Source organism: Vibrio sp. RC2502 (assembly GCF_054850435.1).
Map to the genome: position 1 here is coordinate 303,144 of NZ_CM141453.1, position 16,981 is coordinate 320,124.

17 protein-coding genes and 1 riboswitch are annotated in these 16,981 nt (G+C 46.5%); of the genes, 10 read left to right on the plus strand and 7 right to left on the minus strand.

Annotation, left to right across the window (positions count from 1 at the left end; genetic code table 11):
* Positions 1-23: 23 nt before the first annotated feature.
* Positions 24-371, plus strand: a complete 348-nt coding sequence (locus ACYJZR_RS01485) for a gamma-glutamylcyclotransferase family protein (protein WP_005454676.1) — start codon at positions 24-26, stop codon at positions 369-371.
* Positions 372-467: 96 nt separating this feature from the next.
* Positions 468-830, plus strand: coding sequence for a DUF2799 domain-containing protein (locus tag ACYJZR_RS01490; protein ID WP_015296185.1), 363 nt, complete (start codon positions 468-470; stop codon positions 828-830).
* Between the two features lie 74 nt (positions 831-904).
* Here the strand turns inward: ACYJZR_RS01490 and ppa are convergent, their stop codons facing one another.
* A complete protein-coding gene (ppa, locus tag ACYJZR_RS01495; protein WP_005454643.1) occupies positions 905-1,435 on the minus strand; it encodes an inorganic diphosphatase in 531 nt (176 codons plus the stop codon).
* A 127-nt stretch (positions 1,436-1,562) separates the two neighbouring features.
* A complete protein-coding gene (fbp, locus tag ACYJZR_RS01500; protein ID WP_005454699.1) occupies positions 1,563-2,579 on the minus strand; it encodes a class 1 fructose-bisphosphatase in 1,017 nt (338 codons plus the stop codon).
* A 312-nt stretch (positions 2,580-2,891) separates the two neighbouring features.
* On the opposite strand from fbp, the gene mpl reads away from it, so the two are divergent.
* The 5 genes from mpl (at position 2,892) to thiQ (ending at position 8,468) form a co-directional block, all read left to right on the plus strand.
* Positions 2,892-4,250 (plus strand): UDP-N-acetylmuramate:L-alanyl-gamma-D-glutamyl-meso-diaminopimelate ligase, encoded by a 1,359-nt coding sequence (mpl, locus tag ACYJZR_RS01505; protein WP_047725488.1) that lies wholly within the window; start codon positions 2,892-2,894, stop codon positions 4,248-4,250.
* A 5-nt stretch (positions 4,251-4,255) separates the two neighbouring features.
* Entirely contained in the window at positions 4,256-4,894 is a 639-nt protein-coding gene (locus tag ACYJZR_RS01510; RefSeq protein WP_005489583.1) for a flavin prenyltransferase UbiX, read from the plus strand.
* A gap of 37 nt (positions 4,895-4,931) precedes the next feature.
* A riboswitch (TPP riboswitch) is annotated at positions 4,932-5,068 on the plus strand.
* A gap of 72 nt (positions 5,069-5,140) precedes the next feature.
* Complete coding sequence (gene thiB / locus ACYJZR_RS01515; protein WP_140051900.1) at positions 5,141-6,133, plus strand: thiamine ABC transporter substrate binding subunit; 993 nt, start codon at positions 5,141-5,143, stop codon at positions 6,131-6,133.
* 41 nt (positions 6,134-6,174) lie between these two features.
* A complete protein-coding gene (thiP, locus tag ACYJZR_RS01520) occupies positions 6,175-7,761 on the plus strand; it encodes a thiamine/thiamine pyrophosphate ABC transporter permease ThiP (RefSeq protein WP_071651775.1) in 1,587 nt (528 codons plus the stop codon).
* Positions 7,761-8,468, plus strand: a complete 708-nt coding sequence (gene thiQ / locus ACYJZR_RS01525) for a thiamine ABC transporter ATP-binding protein (protein ID WP_406966279.1) — start codon at positions 7,761-7,763, stop codon at positions 8,466-8,468. The genes thiP and thiQ overlap by 1 nt, the downstream gene beginning before the upstream one ends.
* A gap of 60 nt (positions 8,469-8,528) precedes the next feature.
* On the opposite strand, the gene ACYJZR_RS01530 is transcribed toward thiQ, so the two are convergent.
* The 4 genes from ACYJZR_RS01530 to argR form a co-directional block, all read right to left on the minus strand.
* Positions 8,529-8,966: a universal stress protein gene (locus ACYJZR_RS01530; RefSeq protein WP_005454686.1), complete on the minus strand. Its 438-nt coding sequence runs from the start codon at positions 8,964-8,966 to the stop codon at positions 8,529-8,531.
* Positions 8,967-9,010: 44 nt separating this feature from the next.
* A complete protein-coding gene (locus tag ACYJZR_RS01535; protein ID WP_063517145.1) occupies positions 9,011-11,590 on the minus strand; it encodes a TRAP transporter permease in 2,580 nt (859 codons plus the stop codon).
* 297 nt (positions 11,591-11,887) lie between these two features.
* Positions 11,888-12,856 (minus strand): TAXI family TRAP transporter solute-binding subunit, encoded by a 969-nt coding sequence (locus ACYJZR_RS01540; protein WP_406966280.1) that lies wholly within the window; start codon positions 12,854-12,856, stop codon positions 11,888-11,890.
* 405 nt (positions 12,857-13,261) lie between these two features.
* Positions 13,262-13,732 (minus strand): transcriptional regulator ArgR, encoded by a 471-nt coding sequence (gene argR, locus ACYJZR_RS01545; protein WP_005430583.1) that lies wholly within the window; start codon positions 13,730-13,732, stop codon positions 13,262-13,264.
* 358 nt (positions 13,733-14,090) lie between these two features.
* Here argR and mdh point away from each other — a divergent pair, with 358 nt between their 5' ends.
* Both mdh and ACYJZR_RS01555 read left to right on the plus strand, forming a co-directional pair.
* On the plus strand, positions 14,091-15,026 hold the full coding sequence (mdh, locus tag ACYJZR_RS01550) for a malate dehydrogenase (RefSeq protein ID WP_005454639.1): 936 nt from the start codon (positions 14,091-14,093) through the stop codon (positions 15,024-15,026).
* 113 nt (positions 15,027-15,139) lie between these two features.
* A complete protein-coding gene (locus ACYJZR_RS01555) occupies positions 15,140-15,331 on the plus strand; it encodes a hypothetical protein (protein ID WP_005479653.1) in 192 nt (63 codons plus the stop codon).
* Between the two features lie 91 nt (positions 15,332-15,422).
* Here ACYJZR_RS01555 and ispB read toward each other — a convergent pair whose 3' ends face one another.
* Complete coding sequence (gene ispB, locus ACYJZR_RS01560; protein WP_005479642.1) at positions 15,423-16,394, minus strand: octaprenyl diphosphate synthase; 972 nt, start codon at positions 16,392-16,394, stop codon at positions 15,423-15,425.
* A gap of 257 nt (positions 16,395-16,651) precedes the next feature.
* On the opposite strand from ispB, the gene rplU reads away from it, so the two are divergent.
* On the plus strand, positions 16,652-16,963 hold the full coding sequence (rplU, locus tag ACYJZR_RS01565; RefSeq protein ID WP_005383096.1) for a 50S ribosomal protein L21: 312 nt from the start codon (positions 16,652-16,654) through the stop codon (positions 16,961-16,963).
* The last annotated feature ends 18 nt before the right edge of the window (positions 16,964-16,981 follow it).

Sequence of the window (16,981 nt, forward strand, 5' to 3'; positions counted from 1 at the left end):
GAACTCATAGCTAAGGAGTGGTTATGCAGCATTTGATTTTTGTCTACGGGACGTTACGTAAGGGAGAGTACAACCATCATTATTTGAGCTCGGCTCAATTTCTTGGTTTACATGAAACGGACGCCCAATTTTCTCTCTACGATGTAGGCTCGTACCCAGCGCTGTCAGAAGGGCAGCGCTCAATCCAAGGCGAAGTTTATCTGATTGATGATGATACTTTGGTGGCGCTCGATAAGCTTGAAGACGTACCTGTCGAATATCGTAGAGAGAGCATTGCAACGCCATTTGGCCAAGCATGGATTTACTTGTATCAAGACACGGAGCAGCTTACGGAAGAGATAGCGTCTGGCGATTGGTGTCAAAGGGTGTGAACTATACTTAAGTAACCATCGTAAGAACGTTGTCGAGATTTAAAAACGTTTCTAAACACGTTAGAAAACGACAAGTCAGAAAAGTAAGGAGTGATGATGAGAGTGTTAATAATTGGCGCGATGATGATGCTTCTGTCTGCTTGTGCGCAAACCACCTTACCAGCTTCAACCAGTGTGACTGATTGGCAAGCGTTCGGGAAACAGTCTGCCTTAGATGGATTACGAGAGTTGTCAAAAGAGCGGATAGCTAAGTTGGATGGCACTAACCATGCAACGCCAGAACTGATCATGGCCTACCAAAACGGTTATCAAGAAGGTAAGCAAGAGTATTGTGAGCAAAGTGCCTATATGCTGGGTGTGGTTGGACGACCGTATTTCGGAATCTGCGATGACGTTGACCCGTTCTTCCAACACGATTATGACGCTGGTCGTATGTCCTCCGCAGGAGCTCCTATCTAAGGCAAGCGTTTAGGCTAGAAAGCAAAAGAGCTGCACTTTGCAGCTCTTTTTGTATTCGGGGTTGGCGTTTACGCTTATTTGTTTTGCGCACGCTCGTAAGATTGTAGAATCTCTGCTTTTGCCGCTTCTACATCTGCCCAGCCATCAACTTTCACCCACTTTCCTGATTCCAACTCTTTGTAGCGCTCAAAGAAATGCGTGATTTGCGCTTTTAGCAACTCAGGAATGTCGCCCACATCTTGAATGTGTTCATACTCTTTAGAGATTTTAGAGTGCGGTACGGCAACGACTTTGGCATCTTCGCCCGATTCATCCGTCATCTTCAAAACGCCAACAGGTCGGCAGCGAATAACAGAGCCAGGCATGAGTGGGTATGGCGTTGGGACAAGGACATCTACTGGGTCACCATCAAGCGAAAGTGTGTTGTTCACGTAACCGTAGTTACATGGGTAAAACATTGGCGCAGACATGAAACGGTCGACAAATACAGCACCAGAGTCTTTATCTACTTCGTATTTGATAGGGTCTGCATTGGCAGGGATTTCGATAACGACGTAAATATCTTCAGGTAGCGATTTACCTGCTGGTACATGGTTTAGGCTCATTTGAATATTCCTTTTCATTGAGGATGAGGAGCCAGAAGATCGCCCTCATCTATGATTAATTCGCATTTCACTTTAGCGACAAAAACGCGGCAGGTAAACACCTGCCGCGTTGGACAAAGGTCTGAGATTATTCTTCGTCGCGGTGCAGTTCAAGGAACTCTTCAACTTTGCGAACCATGTTCTTCGAACCCACAAAGAAAGGTACACGCTGGTGTAGCTCAGTCGGTTTGATGTCCATGATGCGATTCACGCCATCTGATGCAATGCCGCCCGCTTGTTCGATGAGAAATGCCATTGGGTTGCATTCGTAAAGCAGGCGAAGTTTGCCTTGTGGGTGACTTTGCGTACTTGGGTAAAGGTAGATGCCACCTTTAAGCAGGTTGCGATGGAAATCCGCCACCAAAGAACCAATGTAGCGAGAGGTGTATGGACGACCGTCTTCAGGCACATTCTCTTGGCAGTATTTGATGTACTTTTTCACACCTTGTGGGAAACGAATGTAGTTACCTTCGTTGATGGAGTAGATCTTACCATCTTCAGGAATCATCATGTTTTCATGAGATAGGCAGAAGCTGCCGATGGATGGGTCGTAAGTAAAGCCGTTTACGCCGTTACCTGTGGTGTACACCAACATAGTTGATGAACCGTAAATTACGTAACCTGCTGCGACTTGCTTATGACCTGGCTGAAGGAAATCTTCTTCTGTCGCGGGTGTGCCAATAGGCGAAACACGGCGATAAATAGAGAAGATAGTACCGACAGACACGTTTACGTCGATATTTGAAGAACCATCAAGTGGGTCCATCAATACAACATACTTTGCGTTTTGGTTGAGTTCTTTGTTGAACGCAACCGCTTCATCTTCTTCTTCACTGGCAACGCCACAAACTTGGTCACGAGCTTCAAGCGCCGCTTTAAATTTGTCGTTCGCGTACACGTCTAGCTTTTGCTGTGCTTCGCCTTGGACATTTTCCGTGCCGACAGCGCCAGTGATATCACCAAGACCTGCTGCGTTGATTTCACGGTTAACGATTTTTGCAGCTAAACGAATGGATGCTAAAAGAGATGAGAGATCACCGCTAGCGTGGGGGAAATCCGCTTGTTTTTCAACAATGAATTCGCCTAGGGTGCGCATTCCTGACATGGTTAATCCTTACATTTACATTTCATTGGGGGTGTTGCGCAACGGGCATCTCTTTATGGATGTTAAACGTTTGCGCTAGATGTAATTTTAAGTCGTGGATCTTTTTAATGGTAATGAAGTAACTGTCTGAGATCTCAATTTATTTGTCTGCTCAAATTAGGGATTCATTCGCAGGTCAGAGCGCTGTACAGTCTCTGTTCAACCTTGTCATATTTGTGAAAGGGACTGCAAGAAGAAGGCTAAAGTCACTCGCTTTTCTGGTCGTTATCGCGATAATGAAGGCATCAAAGAACGCATTACAAGGTTTAGTTTATGCACATTCATATCTTGGGTATCTGTGGCACGTTTATGGGCGGCGCAGCAATTTTAGCGCGTCAATTAGGGCATAAAGTGACGGGTTCTGATGCCAATGTTTACCCACCGATGAGCACATTGCTAGAGTCTCAAGGTATTGAAATTATTGAAGGCTTCGACCCGTCTCAACTCGATCCTCAACCTGACCTTGTGGTGATTGGTAACGCGATGAGCCGTGGCAATCCGTGTGTTGAGCATGTACTTAATAGCAACATGCGTTACACCTCAGGACCACAATGGCTGAACGAATTTTTACTGCATGATCGTTGGGTGTTGGCTGTTTCCGGTACACACGGCAAAACGACCACTTCGAGCATGCTGGCGTGGATACTCGAAGACTGTGGTTACCAACCTGGTTTCCTCGTTGGTGGCGTGTTGGGTAACTTCGGTGTGTCGGCTCGTTTGGGCGAAAGCATGTTTTTTGTTGTTGAAGCGGACGAATATGACAGTGCTTTTTTCGATAAGCGTTCTAAGTTTGTGCATTACCATCCTCGCACTTTAATCATGAACAACCTTGAGTTCGATCATGCTGACATCTTCGATGATCTAGAAGCGATCAAGCGCCAATTCCATCATTTAGTGCGAACGGTACCGGGCAATGGTTTGATCTTAGCGCCGAAGCAGGATCAAGCTTTGGCGGATGTATTAGAGCGTGGCTGCTGGACGGAAAGACAGTTCTCTGGTGAGGATGGTGACTGGCAAGCGCACAAATTAGTGCTTGATGGCTCAAAATTTGACGTTGCTTTGCAAGGCGAGAAGGTCGGTACCGTCGAATGGGATTTGGTGGGTGACCACAATGTGGATAATGCACTGATGGCGATCGCTGCCGCACGACACGTTGGTGTAACGCCAGAACTTGCTTGTCAGGCGTTGGGTCGTTTTATCAACACTAAGCGTCGTTTAGAGCTCAAAGGTGAAGAACAAGGCATCACGGTTTACGATGATTTCGCGCATCACCCTACGGCAATTGAACTGACACTGGGCGGTTTGCGTAACAAAGTGGGTGAAAAACGTATCCTTGCTGTATTGGAACCTCGCTCTGCCACCATGAAGCGTGGTGTTCATAAGAACACACTCGCGGATTCGCTACACAGCGCAGATGAAGTGTTCTTATTCCAGCCAGACAATATCGAATGGTCGGTGCAAGACATTGCTGATCAATGCAAGCAGCCAGCGTTTGTCGATGCCGATATGGATAATTTTGTAGCTAAAATCGTCGAACGTGCTCAGCCTGGAGACCAAATTCTGGTAATGAGTAACGGTGGCTTTGGTGGTATTCACGGAAAACTTCTTGAGCAGTTAAAACTAAAAGCCTGATTGATATGCACAACAAAATACAACCCTCTCAGAAAAAAGCCATCACGTTGGCATTAACGGGTGCCTCAGGTGCTCCTTATGGCCTTCGTCTTTTAGAATGTTTGGTCGCGGCGGATTATCATGTCTACGTTCTGATTTCTTCGGCGGCTCGCGTTGTGATGGCAACCGAACACAACCTTAAGCTGCCAAGTGGGCCAGACGCCGCAAAGCAAGCGCTGGTGGAACATCTCAACTGTGATCCAAATAACATCACTGTTTGTGGTAAAGATGACTGGTTCTCACCGGTAGCGTCTGGCTCAGCGGCACCAAAGCAAATGGTGGTTTGCCCATGTTCAGCAGGAAGTGTTGCGGCGATCGCGCATGGTATGTCGGACAACTTGATCGAACGGGCGGCTGATGTGGTAATGAAAGAACGCGGGCAACTGTTGCTCGTGGTTCGTGAAACGCCATTTTCAACGCTGCATCTTGAGAACATGCACAAGCTATCGCAAATGGGCGTCACCATCATGCCAGCGGCTCCGGGCTTCTACCATCAGCCAAAGAGCATTGAAGACTTAGTGGACTTTATGGTGGCGAGAATTCTCGACCACTTAGGTATTGAGCAAGGTTTAGTGCCTCGTTGGGGCTATGACCAGCGCTCGTGAGCTGATTGTGTAACCACTCAAATACCTTTACAATCCATCCAACTCATCGGGGAGCAAACCCATTTTGCATTGAGTCAATCAATGCATTTGGGCGCTGAGACCTAAGTGCTTTACTAGGGACCCGTATTACCTGAACCAGATAATGCTGGCGTAGGAATTGAGTCTGGATATTGGAAATCCTTAATAGCCGCCTCAAACCCTGTGCCGCTCAACTTATTTCTCTGAAATACTCATGGAGAGCGAGCAGTGAAAACCACTCTAAATCTGATTGCCTTAGCTGCAATCACCTCTACTTCAGCGTTTGCCGCTGAAAACACATTAACCATCTATACCTACGACTCTTTTGCCGCAGATTGGGGGCCGGGTCCTAAAATCGAGCAAGCTTTTGAAGCAAAATGTGGCTGTGACGTTAACTTCGTAGCGTTGGACGATGGTGTGTCGATCCTGAATCGTCTTCGTCTTGAAGGCGGTAATAGCAAAGCCGACATCGTGTTAGGTTTGGATAACAACCTGATGGCTGAAGCGAAGAAAACCGGTCTGCTTACCGAGCACAATGTGGATACGGCCAACACAGTGTTACCAAACGGTTGGAGCGATACGACGTTTGTACCGTACGATTACGGCTACTTCGCGTTTGTGTACAACAAAGAGAAACTGGCTAATCCGCCGAAAAGCATGAAAGAGCTGGTGGAAACGCGCGACGATTTGAAAGTGATTTATCAAGATCCGCGTACGTCAACGCCGGGCCAAGGTTTGATGCTGTGGATGAAATCCATTTATGGCGACGATGTGACGCAAGCGTGGCAGAAGTTAGCAAGCAAAACCGTAACGGTCACGAAAGGTTGGTCTGAGGCGTATTCTATGTTCCTAAATGGTGAGTCCGATTTAGTGCTTTCTTACACCACCTCACCTGCGTACCACTTAATTGCGGAAAACGATTCGAAGTTTGCGACGGCGAATTTTGCTGAAGGTCACTACATGCAAGTTGAAGTAGCCGCCAAAGTGAAACGGTCAAAAAATTCAGAACTTGCTGATCAGTTTATGAATTTCATTTTAAGTGATGAGTTCCAGTCAGCGATGCCAACGGGCAACTGGATGTACCCAGTTACTGACGTTGAGTTACCTAAAGGTTTTGAAACCTTGAGCGTTCCAAGCAAGTCGTTGAGCTTTAGTGCTGATGAAGTGGCAAAAATGCGTAAGTCTTGGATTCGCGAATGGCAAAGTGCACTGACGTTTTAGCTGACGTTTCCACCCTCATCTGAATGAGATAGGTTTTACCTTTGAATTCTGTTCCAAAAATAGGTTTAGGGGTCGCGATGATCATCGCGACCTTTGTTATTTCTGCCCTAGGTGCTTTGATTGTTCAAGCCCCTTCACTTGATGTGTCTGTGGTATGGGACGACCCGTATTATCAACATGTCACCAAGTTCAGCTTTTACCAAGCTTTTCTTTCCACATTGCTCAGTGTTGGTTTTGCCATTCCAGTTGCGCACGCGCTTTCGCGTCGCCAATTTTTGGGTAAATCATTACTGCTTAAGCTATTTGCATCGACACTGGTTTTGCCGGTTTTGGTTGGTGTTTTTGGGCTATTAGCTATTTATGGCAACAGCGGTTTGTTAGCGCAGTGGCTGCAAGGTTTCGACACCAAACTTCCATTTTCTATTTATGGTTTGAATGGCATCTTACTTGCCCATGTGTTCTTTAATTTACCTTATGCGGCACGCTTGCTGCTGCAAGCCTTGGAGTCTATCCCTGCTGAGCAACACAAGCTGTGTTCGCATCTTGGTATGAGCCATTGGGATAAGTTTCGCTGGGTGGAATGGCCGCGTTTAAGGCAGCAACTTCCTCACGTTTGTGGCTTGGTATTTATGTTGTGCTTCACCAGTTTTGCCACTGTGATGGCGCTGGGTGGCGGGCCAAAATCCACCACTATTGAGCTGGCAATCTATCAAGCGATTAAGTTTGATTTTGATTTGCAAGCTGGTGCGTTATTAGCGTTGTGGCAGATGCTGTTGTGTGGACTACTTGCGATCGGAGTTCAGAAGTTAACAAAGCCTGTTGCTATCAGTGCTGGCAGCACATCGGTACAGCAATTTTTAACGAAGGATCATGGGTGGTCAAAAGCTTGGGATAGCTTTTGGATCATAGGTGCCTTTTTACTGGTGATACCGCCGTTACTGATGGTGTTACTGAGTGGTATCAACCAACAAGTTTGGACGGTGTTAACCGATGAACGTTTTTGGTCTGCGTTATCTAACTCGCTCAAAGTTGCAGGGTTAGCCAGTGCGCTTGCGGTCGCTGCGGGAGTGTCTATATTGTTGACCAGTCGCCGTTGGCGTTTGCAGTATAAAAATACGCGAGCTGATCAGATAGAGTTAATCGGTACCATTATTCTAGTGACGCCGGGGCTGGTGATTAGCACTGGCCTATTCTTACTACTGCGATCATTTACCGATGTTTTTAGCTTGGCGTTTTTTGTCGTGATTTTGGTGAATGGTATGATGGCTTTGCCTTACGTGATCAAAACGCTAGCGCAACCGATGCTGCACATTGAGCAACAGTATCAGTATGTCTGTGCCAGCTTAGGCATGCGTGGCTGGCAACGATTTAAAGTGGTGGAGTGGCAGGCGCTGCGCAAGCCGTTTGCACATGCGTTTGCGATCAGCTTTATGTTTGCAATAGGGGATTTAAGCGCGATAGCGCTGTTTGGTGGACAAGAATTTCGTACCTTACCTCTGTATTTGTTCCAGTTGCTTGGCAGTTATCAGATGGACGCCGCTGCGGTGGTGTCCGTGACGCTATTGTTGTTGAGTGTGGGCTGTTTTGCCTTGATAGAGAAAGTATTGAAAGCGAAGGAGAAAGCATAATGCTAGTGTTGGATGATGTGCAGTACACCTACCAACGTGAACTGTTTCGTTTTGAGTTGAGCATTGAACGTGGTCAGATTGTATCGTTGATGGGGCCGAGTGGGGCAGGGAAATCAACCTTGCTGGCTCTGGCCGCAGGATTTATCCATCCTGATCAAGGTGACATTCGGGTTGATGGTGAGTCGATTGTGCGCAAAGAGCCTTATCAGCGTCCTTTCTCCATGCTGTTCCAAGAGCATAACTTGTTTTCTCACTTGTCGGTGCGTGACAACATTGGCTTAGGTTTACACCCGGGACTAAAGCTCACGGTAGACCAAAAGCGTCAGGTTGAACAAGCTGCGCAGCAAGTTGGCGTTGCAGAGTACCTCGACCGTTTGCCTGAGCACCTTTCTGGAGGGCAGCGTCAACGTGTTGCCTTAGCGCGTTGTTTTGTTCAGCCTCATTCCATGTGGCTGTTGGATGAGCCTTTCTCGGCACTTGATCCAGTGTTGCGTGAAGAGATGCTGAGCTTGGTAAAAAAACTGGCTGCGGAGCGCGGAATTACCGTGTTGATGGTTACGCATCATCTTAGTGATGCCAAAGCGATTGCGAGTCACTTTGCCTTTGTTGCTAACGGAAAAGTAGAAGCGGTGGGTGAGATTGATGCCCTGACTGCCGAGCATCCCAGCAAGACCCTACAGGCCTTCGTTCGTGCTGCTGGACAATGATGAGAGATACAAAAAAGGTTGATGCGAGCATCAACCTTTTTTTCTTGCGTGGCCGTAAGCTTAACCTTGCGGCTTCACTACCATCACGTTGATTGGAGAATATTCCACAACTTTACTTGCAACAGAACCAAGCATCACTTTGTTAATTTTCGAACGCTTGTGACTTGGCATGATAATAAGGTCTGCGCCCAAACGCTCGGCGTAATCAAGAATTGTTGCGTAAGCTTTACCTTCGGCAACGTGCACTTTGTAAATCACTTCATCATCAATGTGCTCGCTGGCAAATGCTTTTAGCTGCTGCTTCACATCTTGCTTCATTTTCGCTGCTGCGTCTTTTGGGAAGTAAGTGGCGACCATCGACATGTGAATACCTGGCAAAACAGTGAGCAGGTGGATTTCTGCGTTTGCTTGTTTTGCTTGCCACACCGCCAGTTCAACTGCTCGGTCTGAGAAGCCTTGATCATTTAGATCAACCGGAACAAGAATTTGTTTATACATTCAATGTCTCTCACTAAGGCCCCAGATCCGCGGGGCCAAATCGGTTATGCGCTCAGTTGTTCCTTGCGAGCACGACGTTTTTGGTTCATGGCAAGTACCAGCAGAAGAATCAAGCAAGGTACAAATACCCATTCTTTCATTGGACGATCCGCGTCTTGAACGACCCATTTGATTTCCCAATCAAAGTCGATACCAGATGACTCCGCAGGGCTACCAAATTCAACCATGTCGACGACCATTTTGCCGTCGTTCTCAGTCAGCATCAGACCCATTGAAGAGATACGCTCTTCAGCTGTCGTTGCTCTGTCTTCGAATGGCAGACGTACCGTTTTCTCGACGTATTCGCCTTCGAGGTTTTGTCCGGCAACACGTAACTCAATGGATTCTCCTACATTTAGGTTTTCCGTGATTTGAGCTATCTCAACCCCAGGAGAAAGAACTTTCGCTGGGTATAACATGTCCCACCAAAAACCAGGTCGGAAGAATGAGAAAGTTAATACTAATAATAGGACGGTTTCCCACCACTTGTTACGAGTCAGCCACCATCCCTGCGTAGCGGCAGAGAAGATCAGCATCGCAATGATGGAAGAGATTACCGTGAGTGCTAAATGCCACCAAGAATCGATACCCATCAACAATAATTGGGTATTGAAAACAAACATGAATGGCAGAATGGCGGTTCGAATATCGTAGGTAAAGCCTTGGATACCGGTACGAATTGGATCGGACTTCGCGATTGCTGCAGCGGCAAAGGCTGCCAGACCGACCGGTGGTGTATCATCGGCGAGAATACCGAAATAGAACACGAACAAGTGCACTGCAATCAGTGGAATGATAAGACCGTGCGCTGCGCCGAGCGTTACGATAACTGGCGCCATTAGCGTTGATACTACAATGTAGTTTGCTGTGGTAGGCAGACCCATACCGAGAATCAGACTGATAACCGCAGTAAACAGCAGCATTAGGATGACACTACCGCCAGAGATAAACTCAACAAAATCCGTCATCACCAAGCCGATACCGGTTAGTGTCACAACGCCAACAACCGTACCTGCCGCCGCAGTTGCGACACCGATACCGATCATGTTGCGAGCACCAGCCACCAAGCTTTCAGCGAGATCGACAAAACCCTCTTTGGTTTGTTGTACTAGGTCGCCTTCTTTCGCAAGTAACGCCATCAGAGGGCGTTGTGTTAGCAAAATGAAGACCATAAAGACGGTCGCCCAAAATGCTGATAAGCCAGGTGAGAAGCGCTCTACTGTTAAACACCAAACCAGTACCACTATAGGTAGCAGGTAGTGTAAGCCAGACTTCACTGTAGGACCCGGATCTGGCACTTCAGTCAGCTCCGCATCAATCTCAATTGCGCCATCTTTCATGTGGTTCGCAGAAATTTTTACGAGGCCGACGTAGGCGATGAGTAGCGCGATCGTTACTATCGTAGTCGCTGCGTCGCCAAAGACATCTTTCGTCCAACCTACACCGTAGTACACCAAAGCGCTGATTACACACAGACCTAAAATGGTAGCCGTGAATGAAAGTAGGCTTTGCAGTAACGTTGGATTATGACGACGAGGTAAGCCAGTCATGCCCGCTTTACATGCTTCAAGGTGAACGATGTAAATCAACGCGATGTAGGAAATCAGCGCTGGAAGTAATGCCGCTTTGATAACCTCTACGTAAGAAATCCCAACGTATTCCACCATCAAAAACGCTGCCGCGCCCATGATTGGCGGGGTGAGCTGACCATTGGTTGACGCTGCCACTTCAACGGCACCCGCTTTTGTGCCCGGGAAGCCGACTCGTTTCATCAATGGAATGGTAAAAGTACCCGTGGTTACGACGTTTGCGATCGATGAGCCTGAAACCAGACCCGATAGACCAGATGCGACAACGGCGGCTTTAGCTGGGCCACCTTTCATGTGACCAAGTAGAGAAAACGCGACTTTAATGAAGTAAGCACCTGCACCCGCACGTTCTAGCATCGCGCCAAACAGTACAAACAAGAATACGAAAGAAGTGGATACACCTAACGCAACACCAAATACCCCTTCGGTGGTTAGCCACAGATGCGACATCGCTTTACCTAAGCTTGCGCCTTTGTGGGCTATGACATCTGGCATGTATGGGCCAGCAAACGTGTAAGTCAGGAACACGGCGGCCACAACCATTAGCGGAGGCCCTAATGCACGACGAGTCGCTTCAAGTAGCAATATCATGCCAACGACCGCAACCACAATATCGGTAGTGGTGGGCGCGCCGGAACGCCCTGCGAGTTCGGTGTAGAAAAGGTAGATATAGGCAGCCGAAAAGCTACCCGCTAACGCGAGAATCCAATCCACAAGAGGAATGTGATCCCGCGGAGAGTTCTTCATTGCTGGATAAGCAGTGAAGGCCAAAAATATCGCGAAAGTGAGGTGAATCGCTCGCGCTTCAGTGTCATTCAGTACGCCAAAATTGAAAATAAATGGTAGCGGGGAGGCGTACCATAATTGAAATAGTGACCAACACAGAGGGACTAACCAAAGGATTCGTCCTTGCACTCCCGAAGGGTTACGTGCGCCCGTGTCTGCTTGAGCCACCATTTCTTGCACATCTTGAGACGGAGTCTTATTCGTCGCCATGTACTTTTTCCTTATTATTGATGGTCCTGTCCGTTCTTCTATCGAGAACCACACTTCGCCTTTATCAGTGTAGTGAATGGAGCGAAGTTTGCTTTCGAGTATTCCGCTGCCGAATCACAAAGCAAGAGTACCGAGTGCTTTGTTGGCGGCGTTAAAGTGTTTTCTTGGGTATTGAGTGCGCAGTTCTAAGAAAAACTGGCAAATGAACAAAGCATGCTGGTTCAACGTGCTACAACCAGCATACTCAATCAGGCAGAAAACCATCTTTTTCTGCCTGAGATTGAAATAAGTGAGTGCTTACTTAATTAGACCCACTTCTTTGTAGTATTTTTCTGCACCTGGGTGAAGAGGGATAGAAATACCTGCTTTCACCATGTCTTCTTTTTTCAGGTTAGCAAAAGCTGGATGCAGACGTTTGAAGGTGTCGAAGTTCTCGAACACGGCTTTAGCAACGTTGTATGCAACTTCATCAGAAACATCAGCTGTTGTTACCATTGTTGCTGCAACACCAAAGCTCTTCACGTCTTTATCTGTACCACGGTACATACCAGCCGGCACTGTGCTGAATGCGTAGTACGGGTTGTCTGCGACGATCTTGTCGATCTTAGGACCAGTTGCAGGCACTAGCTTCGCATCACATGATGTTGTTGCTTCTTTGATTGAACCGTTTGGATGGCCAACCATGTAGATGAACGCATCAATTTTGTTGTCACAAAGTGCTTGAGAACGCTCTGAGCCTTTTAGCTCTGAAGCAAGTTTGAAGCTGTCATTTGTCCAGCCCATTGCTTTCATTACTACGCCCATTGTCGCGCGGTCACCAGAACCTGGGTTACCGATGTTGACACGCTTACCTGCTAGGTCTTGAACGTTTTCGATGCCAGAGTCAGCACGTGCGATGATGTTGAAAGGTTCAGTATGAAGAGAGAACATTGCACGCAGTTTTTTGTACGGGCCTTGTTCCGCAAACTTGCTCGTACCGTTGTAGCCGTGGTACTGCCAATCCGATTGCACGATACCAAAATCTAATTCGCCTGCACGGATAGTGTTAACGTTGTAAATTGAGCCACCAGTTGATTCTACTGAACAACGGATGTTGTGGTCTTTACGACCTTTATTTACCAACTTACAGATAGCACCACCAGTAGGGTAGTAAACACCAGTTACAGAGCCAGTACCGATAGTAATAAACTCTTGAGCGTTAACCGCGCCTGCGCCCATTACAGCTGCAGCGATAGCGCCTACTTTGAGAAGTTTGTTAAATGCCATGAATTTCCCTTCCTTATATTCATTATTTACCCGGAAATAACCATAAATCACTTCTGGAGTTTCCTATTTGGAAACGGCATCTTTTCCAATCCAATTGTTTGAAAAAGCGAGCAAATCATAACAAAAAATTGGCAGAAAATTATCCGAATGTTAAATGTTATAGCGAATAAGTCTAAAGCTTGCGACAGGGTATGGTGATTGATCTTTGATTTAATTCTTTTTATAACAGTTAGTTAGGTGTGAATAAGGCAAGATGGTGAAAAAGATCAATTGCGTGATATTAATCACAAAAGTGGTGGGTAAAAAGTAGTCGCATGAAGCAATTTGTTTACATAAATAATGGGCTACAAAATAGTATTTCTTTCATAGCCCACAAAGAGTTACTTAAACCAATGCTCGTCGGTCTCAGCCTGTGTACTCGAATAGCTCACATACAGACTTGAACAATTGTTCAGTTGATACTGGCATTGTAGGGGTAATAAAAATGGTATCGTCACCCGCTACTACGCCAAGAATACCCTCGGATTTACCTAACGAGTCGAGTAGGCGAGCAATAAGCTGTGCTGCGCCAGGACCTGTGTGAATGACAACCAATGCCGCATTGTGATCGATGTCTAAAACCAGTTCACGTAGAGAGCTGCTTACTGTTGGTACGCCCAACTCGGCCGGTAGGCAGTACACCATTTCCATTTTTGCGTTACGAGTACGAACAGCACCAAACTTGGTCAGCATACGTGAAACTTTAGATTGGTTAATGCTTTCAAAGCCTTGCTGCTTGAGTGCGTCAACAATTTCACCCTGTGAGCCAAAGCTCTCTTCTTTTAGCAGGGCTTTAAAGGCGCGGACTAGGTTATCTTGTTTCTCTGAATTGCGCATAGTCATTATGATTCTCTTAGTACGTGTCAGCAATTTTGCATATTCTCGCATATATATTCATGCAGTGCCAAAAAGTCCCGGCATTCTGTTAGTTGCATCACTGTAAACCATAAACAGAACAGGATTCTTTAAGATTATTCAACCAGTCTCGTTTTGTCCTGTTGAATTTCTTGTCATTTCAACAGAATAAAAGAATAATCCAACCTTCATTTGTAGCACGACAACAGCGAGTTGCGCGAGGTCGCAAAGCTGGCGTTAATTGATTGTAATCAAGTTGTGATTCCGATAGCTTATTTCAGTTGGTTACAAACTACCCTACGAATACGTTTATAAGAGAAATACTCTCAAGGAGAACTACATGAAAGTAGCCGTTATTGGTGCCGCTGGTGGCATCGGTCAAGCCCTTGCCCTTCTGCTTAAGAACCGTCTTCCTGCTGGTTCTGATTTAGCCCTATACGATATTGCTCCAGTTACGCCTGGCGTAGCAGCAGATCTTAGCCACATCCCAACACCAGTATCGATCAAAGGTTACGCTGGTGAAGATCCAACTCCTGCGCTAGAAGGTGCAGATGTAGTTCTTATCTCTGCGGGTGTTGCTCGTAAGCCGGGCATGGATCGTGCGGATCTGTTCAATGTAAACGCTGGTATTGTGAAATCACTCGCTGAAAAAATTGCGGTTGTTTGTCCTAAAGCATGTGTAGGTATCATCACTAACCCAGTGAACACAACAGTGCCAATCGCTGCTGAAGTTCTGAAGAAAGCGGGCGTTTACGACAAGCGTCGCCTATTCGGTATTACCACACTAGACGTGATCCGTTCAGAAACGTTTGTTGCTGAGCTAAAAGGCAAAGATCCTAGCGATATCCGTGTACCAGTTATCGGTGGTCACTCTGGCGTGACAATTCTTCCTCTTCTTTCTCAAGTAGAAGGTGTGGAGTTTACAGCTGAAGAAGTAGAAGCTCTGACTAAGCGTATTCAAAACGCGGGCACAGAAGTTGTTGAAGCAAAAGCGGGTGGCGGTAGTGCGACACTTTCTATGGGCCAAGCGGCTTGTCGTTTCGGTCTAGCACTTGTACGAGCTCTTCAAGGTGAAGAAGGCGTTGTTGAGTGTGCTTACGTTGAAGGTGACAGCGAGCACGCACCTTACTTTGCACAACCTGTGAAGCTGGGCAAAGAAGGCGTAGAAGAAGTACTAAGCTACGGCGAATTGAGCGACTTCGAAAAAGCTGCACTAGATGGAATGCTAGAAACGTTAAATGGCGACATCAACATTGGTGTTGAATTCGCTAAATAATCTCTATAACGCGAATTAAGAAGAAAGCCGATCTTAGGATCGGCTTTTTTGATCTTTTTGCTCTGAATTACGTATCACAAGCGAACCAAAACAACATTGTTAAGGAGAAGATGATGGAAGCAAGTCGAATCCGTAAAGGCATGGTTGTTGAGTGCCAAGAAGGCGTCGGTACGATTTTGGTTGTCGACCGTGAAGCAGAGACCGTTTTGTTATCCAAGCAAGGCTCAGATCAACAGATAGCAGTGAGTTTTGATGAGATAGAAGACGATCCACAGCTGCATGGTGGAAGCGAACGATACTATTAGTCAGAGCCGTTGAAATTGTCTAGAGCTGAGACGAAAAAGGAAGAGCGAAATGCTCTTCCTTTTGTGTTTCTTGCTAAAGGGTCTGGTGGTGCTAGCGGGTGCGTTTTACCGCAACATGAGCCAGCGTGATAAGCGCTTCTTTGTATTCTGATTCTGGTAGTACTTCCAGTTCAGCGATCGCCTTATCTGCTTCTTCTAACGCTTTCTGTGTAGTGTATTCTAACGAACCGGCCTCTTTCATAACGGCTAGGATTTCATCTAAGCGTTCCATTCCATTGGCTTTTTCAATCGCTTCGCGAATCATTAGCGCATTTTCTGGCGTCGTATTACGCATTGCATGCAACAGAGGCAGTGTCGGTTTTCCTTCAGCCAAATCATCACCAACGTTTTTGCCCATGTCTTCGCCATCGGATGTGTAGTCCATCACATCATCAATAAGCTGGAATGCAGTGCCTAGGTATTTACCATAATTCTGCAGAGCCAATTCAACGTGTTCTGGAGCATCATTTAAGATTGCGCCAATTTGCGTTGCAGACTCGAACAAGCGTGCAGTCTTTGAGTAGATGACTTGCATATAGCTTTCTTCGGTCGTGTCAGGATCGTTACAGTTCATCAACTGTTGAACTTCACCTTCGGCGATCACATTTACTGCATTACTCATTAGTTGAAGGATCTTCATGGATCCTAGCTCAGTCATCATCTGAAATGAGCGAGTGTAAATAAAGTCCCCAACAAGTACGCTCGCGGCATTACCAAACGCAGCATTCGCTGTCGCTTTTCCACGGCGCATGTCTGATTCGTCCACGACATCATCGTGCAGCAAAGTCGCTGTATGGATGAACTCGATAAACGCCGCTGCCATCGTATGGCCAGTGCCTTGGTACCCCAATGCACGTGCTGACAATATTGCCAGTAACGGTCGTAGACGTTTGCCTCCACCACTCACGATATAGAAACCGAGCTGGTTGATTAAAGAGACATCAGAATTTAGTTGGGCTTGAATTGTTTCATTCACTTTTGCCATGTCATCGGCAGTAAGCGCTTGGATAGTTTTAAAATCCATCGTATATCCGGCTGAAGTTAGACCCTGCAAGGCTTATTCGATTTATATAATTGTCGAATAATACACTAAAAAACGTTGATTAATACATTACTAAAGGGCATGATTGCCGCACTTTTCTTTGGCGATTAGCTTTTCGCCAATTTTTTCAAAATATGGCTTGTCATAGGGGCATCTCTTCTGTAGAATCTGCGCCCTATTGATGATTAGTTTAGCGCACACCCTCATGAAAAGGCTGTGCGGAAAAAGCGGAGTAAAATATGTACGCTGTTTTCCAATCTGGTGGTAAACAACACCGTGTAAGCGAAGGTCAAACTCTTCGTTTAGAGAAATTAGACGTTGAAACTGGTGCAACTGTAGAATTTGATAAAGTTCTTCTTGTTGCTAACGGCGAAGACATCAAAGTTGGTGCTCCTCTTGTAGAGGGCGGCAAAATTGTTGCTGAAGTTGTACAACACGGTCGTGGCGATAAAGTTAAAATCGTTAAGTTCCGTCGTCGTAAGCACTCTCGTAAGCAACAGGGTCACCGTCAGTGGTTCACTGAAGTGAAGATCACTGGTATCAACGCTTAATCTATTAGGAGAGTTTAA

Bases quoted from the DNA above. Each gene is read 5' to 3' on its own strand.
- ACYJZR_RS01555 (WP_005479653.1), top strand. From the start codon at position 15,140: ATGGAAGCAAGTCGAATCCGTAAAGGCATGGTTGTTGAGTGCCAAGAA.
- ACYJZR_RS01530 (WP_005454686.1), bottom strand. From the start codon at position 8,966: ATGTATAAACAAATTCTTGTTCCGGTTGATCTAAATGATCAAGGCTTC.
- mpl (WP_047725488.1), top strand. From the start codon at position 2,892: ATGCACATTCATATCTTGGGTATCTGTGGCACGTTTATGGGCGGCGCA.
- ACYJZR_RS01490 (WP_015296185.1), top strand. From the start codon at position 468: ATGAGAGTGTTAATAATTGGCGCGATGATGATGCTTCTGTCTGCTTGT.
- ppa (WP_005454643.1), bottom strand. From the start codon at position 1,435: ATGAGCCTAAACCATGTACCAGCAGGTAAATCGCTACCTGAAGATATT.
- ACYJZR_RS01535 (WP_063517145.1), bottom strand. From the start codon at position 11,590: ATGGCGACGAATAAGACTCCGTCTCAAGATGTGCAAGAAATGGTGGCT.
- fbp (WP_005454699.1), bottom strand. From the start codon at position 2,579: ATGTCAGGAATGCGCACCCTAGGCGAATTCATTGTTGAAAAACAAGCG.
- ispB (WP_005479642.1), bottom strand. From the start codon at position 16,394: ATGGATTTTAAAACTATCCAAGCGCTTACTGCCGATGACATGGCAAAA.
- ACYJZR_RS01540 (WP_406966280.1), bottom strand. From the start codon at position 12,856: ATGGCATTTAACAAACTTCTCAAAGTAGGCGCTATCGCTGCAGCTGTA.
- mdh (WP_005454639.1), top strand. From the start codon at position 14,091: ATGAAAGTAGCCGTTATTGGTGCCGCTGGTGGCATCGGTCAAGCCCTT.
- rplU (WP_005383096.1), top strand. From the start codon at position 16,652: ATGTACGCTGTTTTCCAATCTGGTGGTAAACAACACCGTGTAAGCGAA.
- ACYJZR_RS01510 (WP_005489583.1), top strand. From the start codon at position 4,256: ATGCACAACAAAATACAACCCTCTCAGAAAAAAGCCATCACGTTGGCA.
- thiQ (WP_406966279.1), top strand. From the start codon at position 7,761: ATGCTAGTGTTGGATGATGTGCAGTACACCTACCAACGTGAACTGTTT.
- argR (WP_005430583.1), bottom strand. From the start codon at position 13,732: ATGCGCAATTCAGAGAAACAAGATAACCTAGTCCGCGCCTTTAAAGCC.
- ACYJZR_RS01485 (WP_005454676.1), top strand. From the start codon at position 24: ATGCAGCATTTGATTTTTGTCTACGGGACGTTACGTAAGGGAGAGTAC.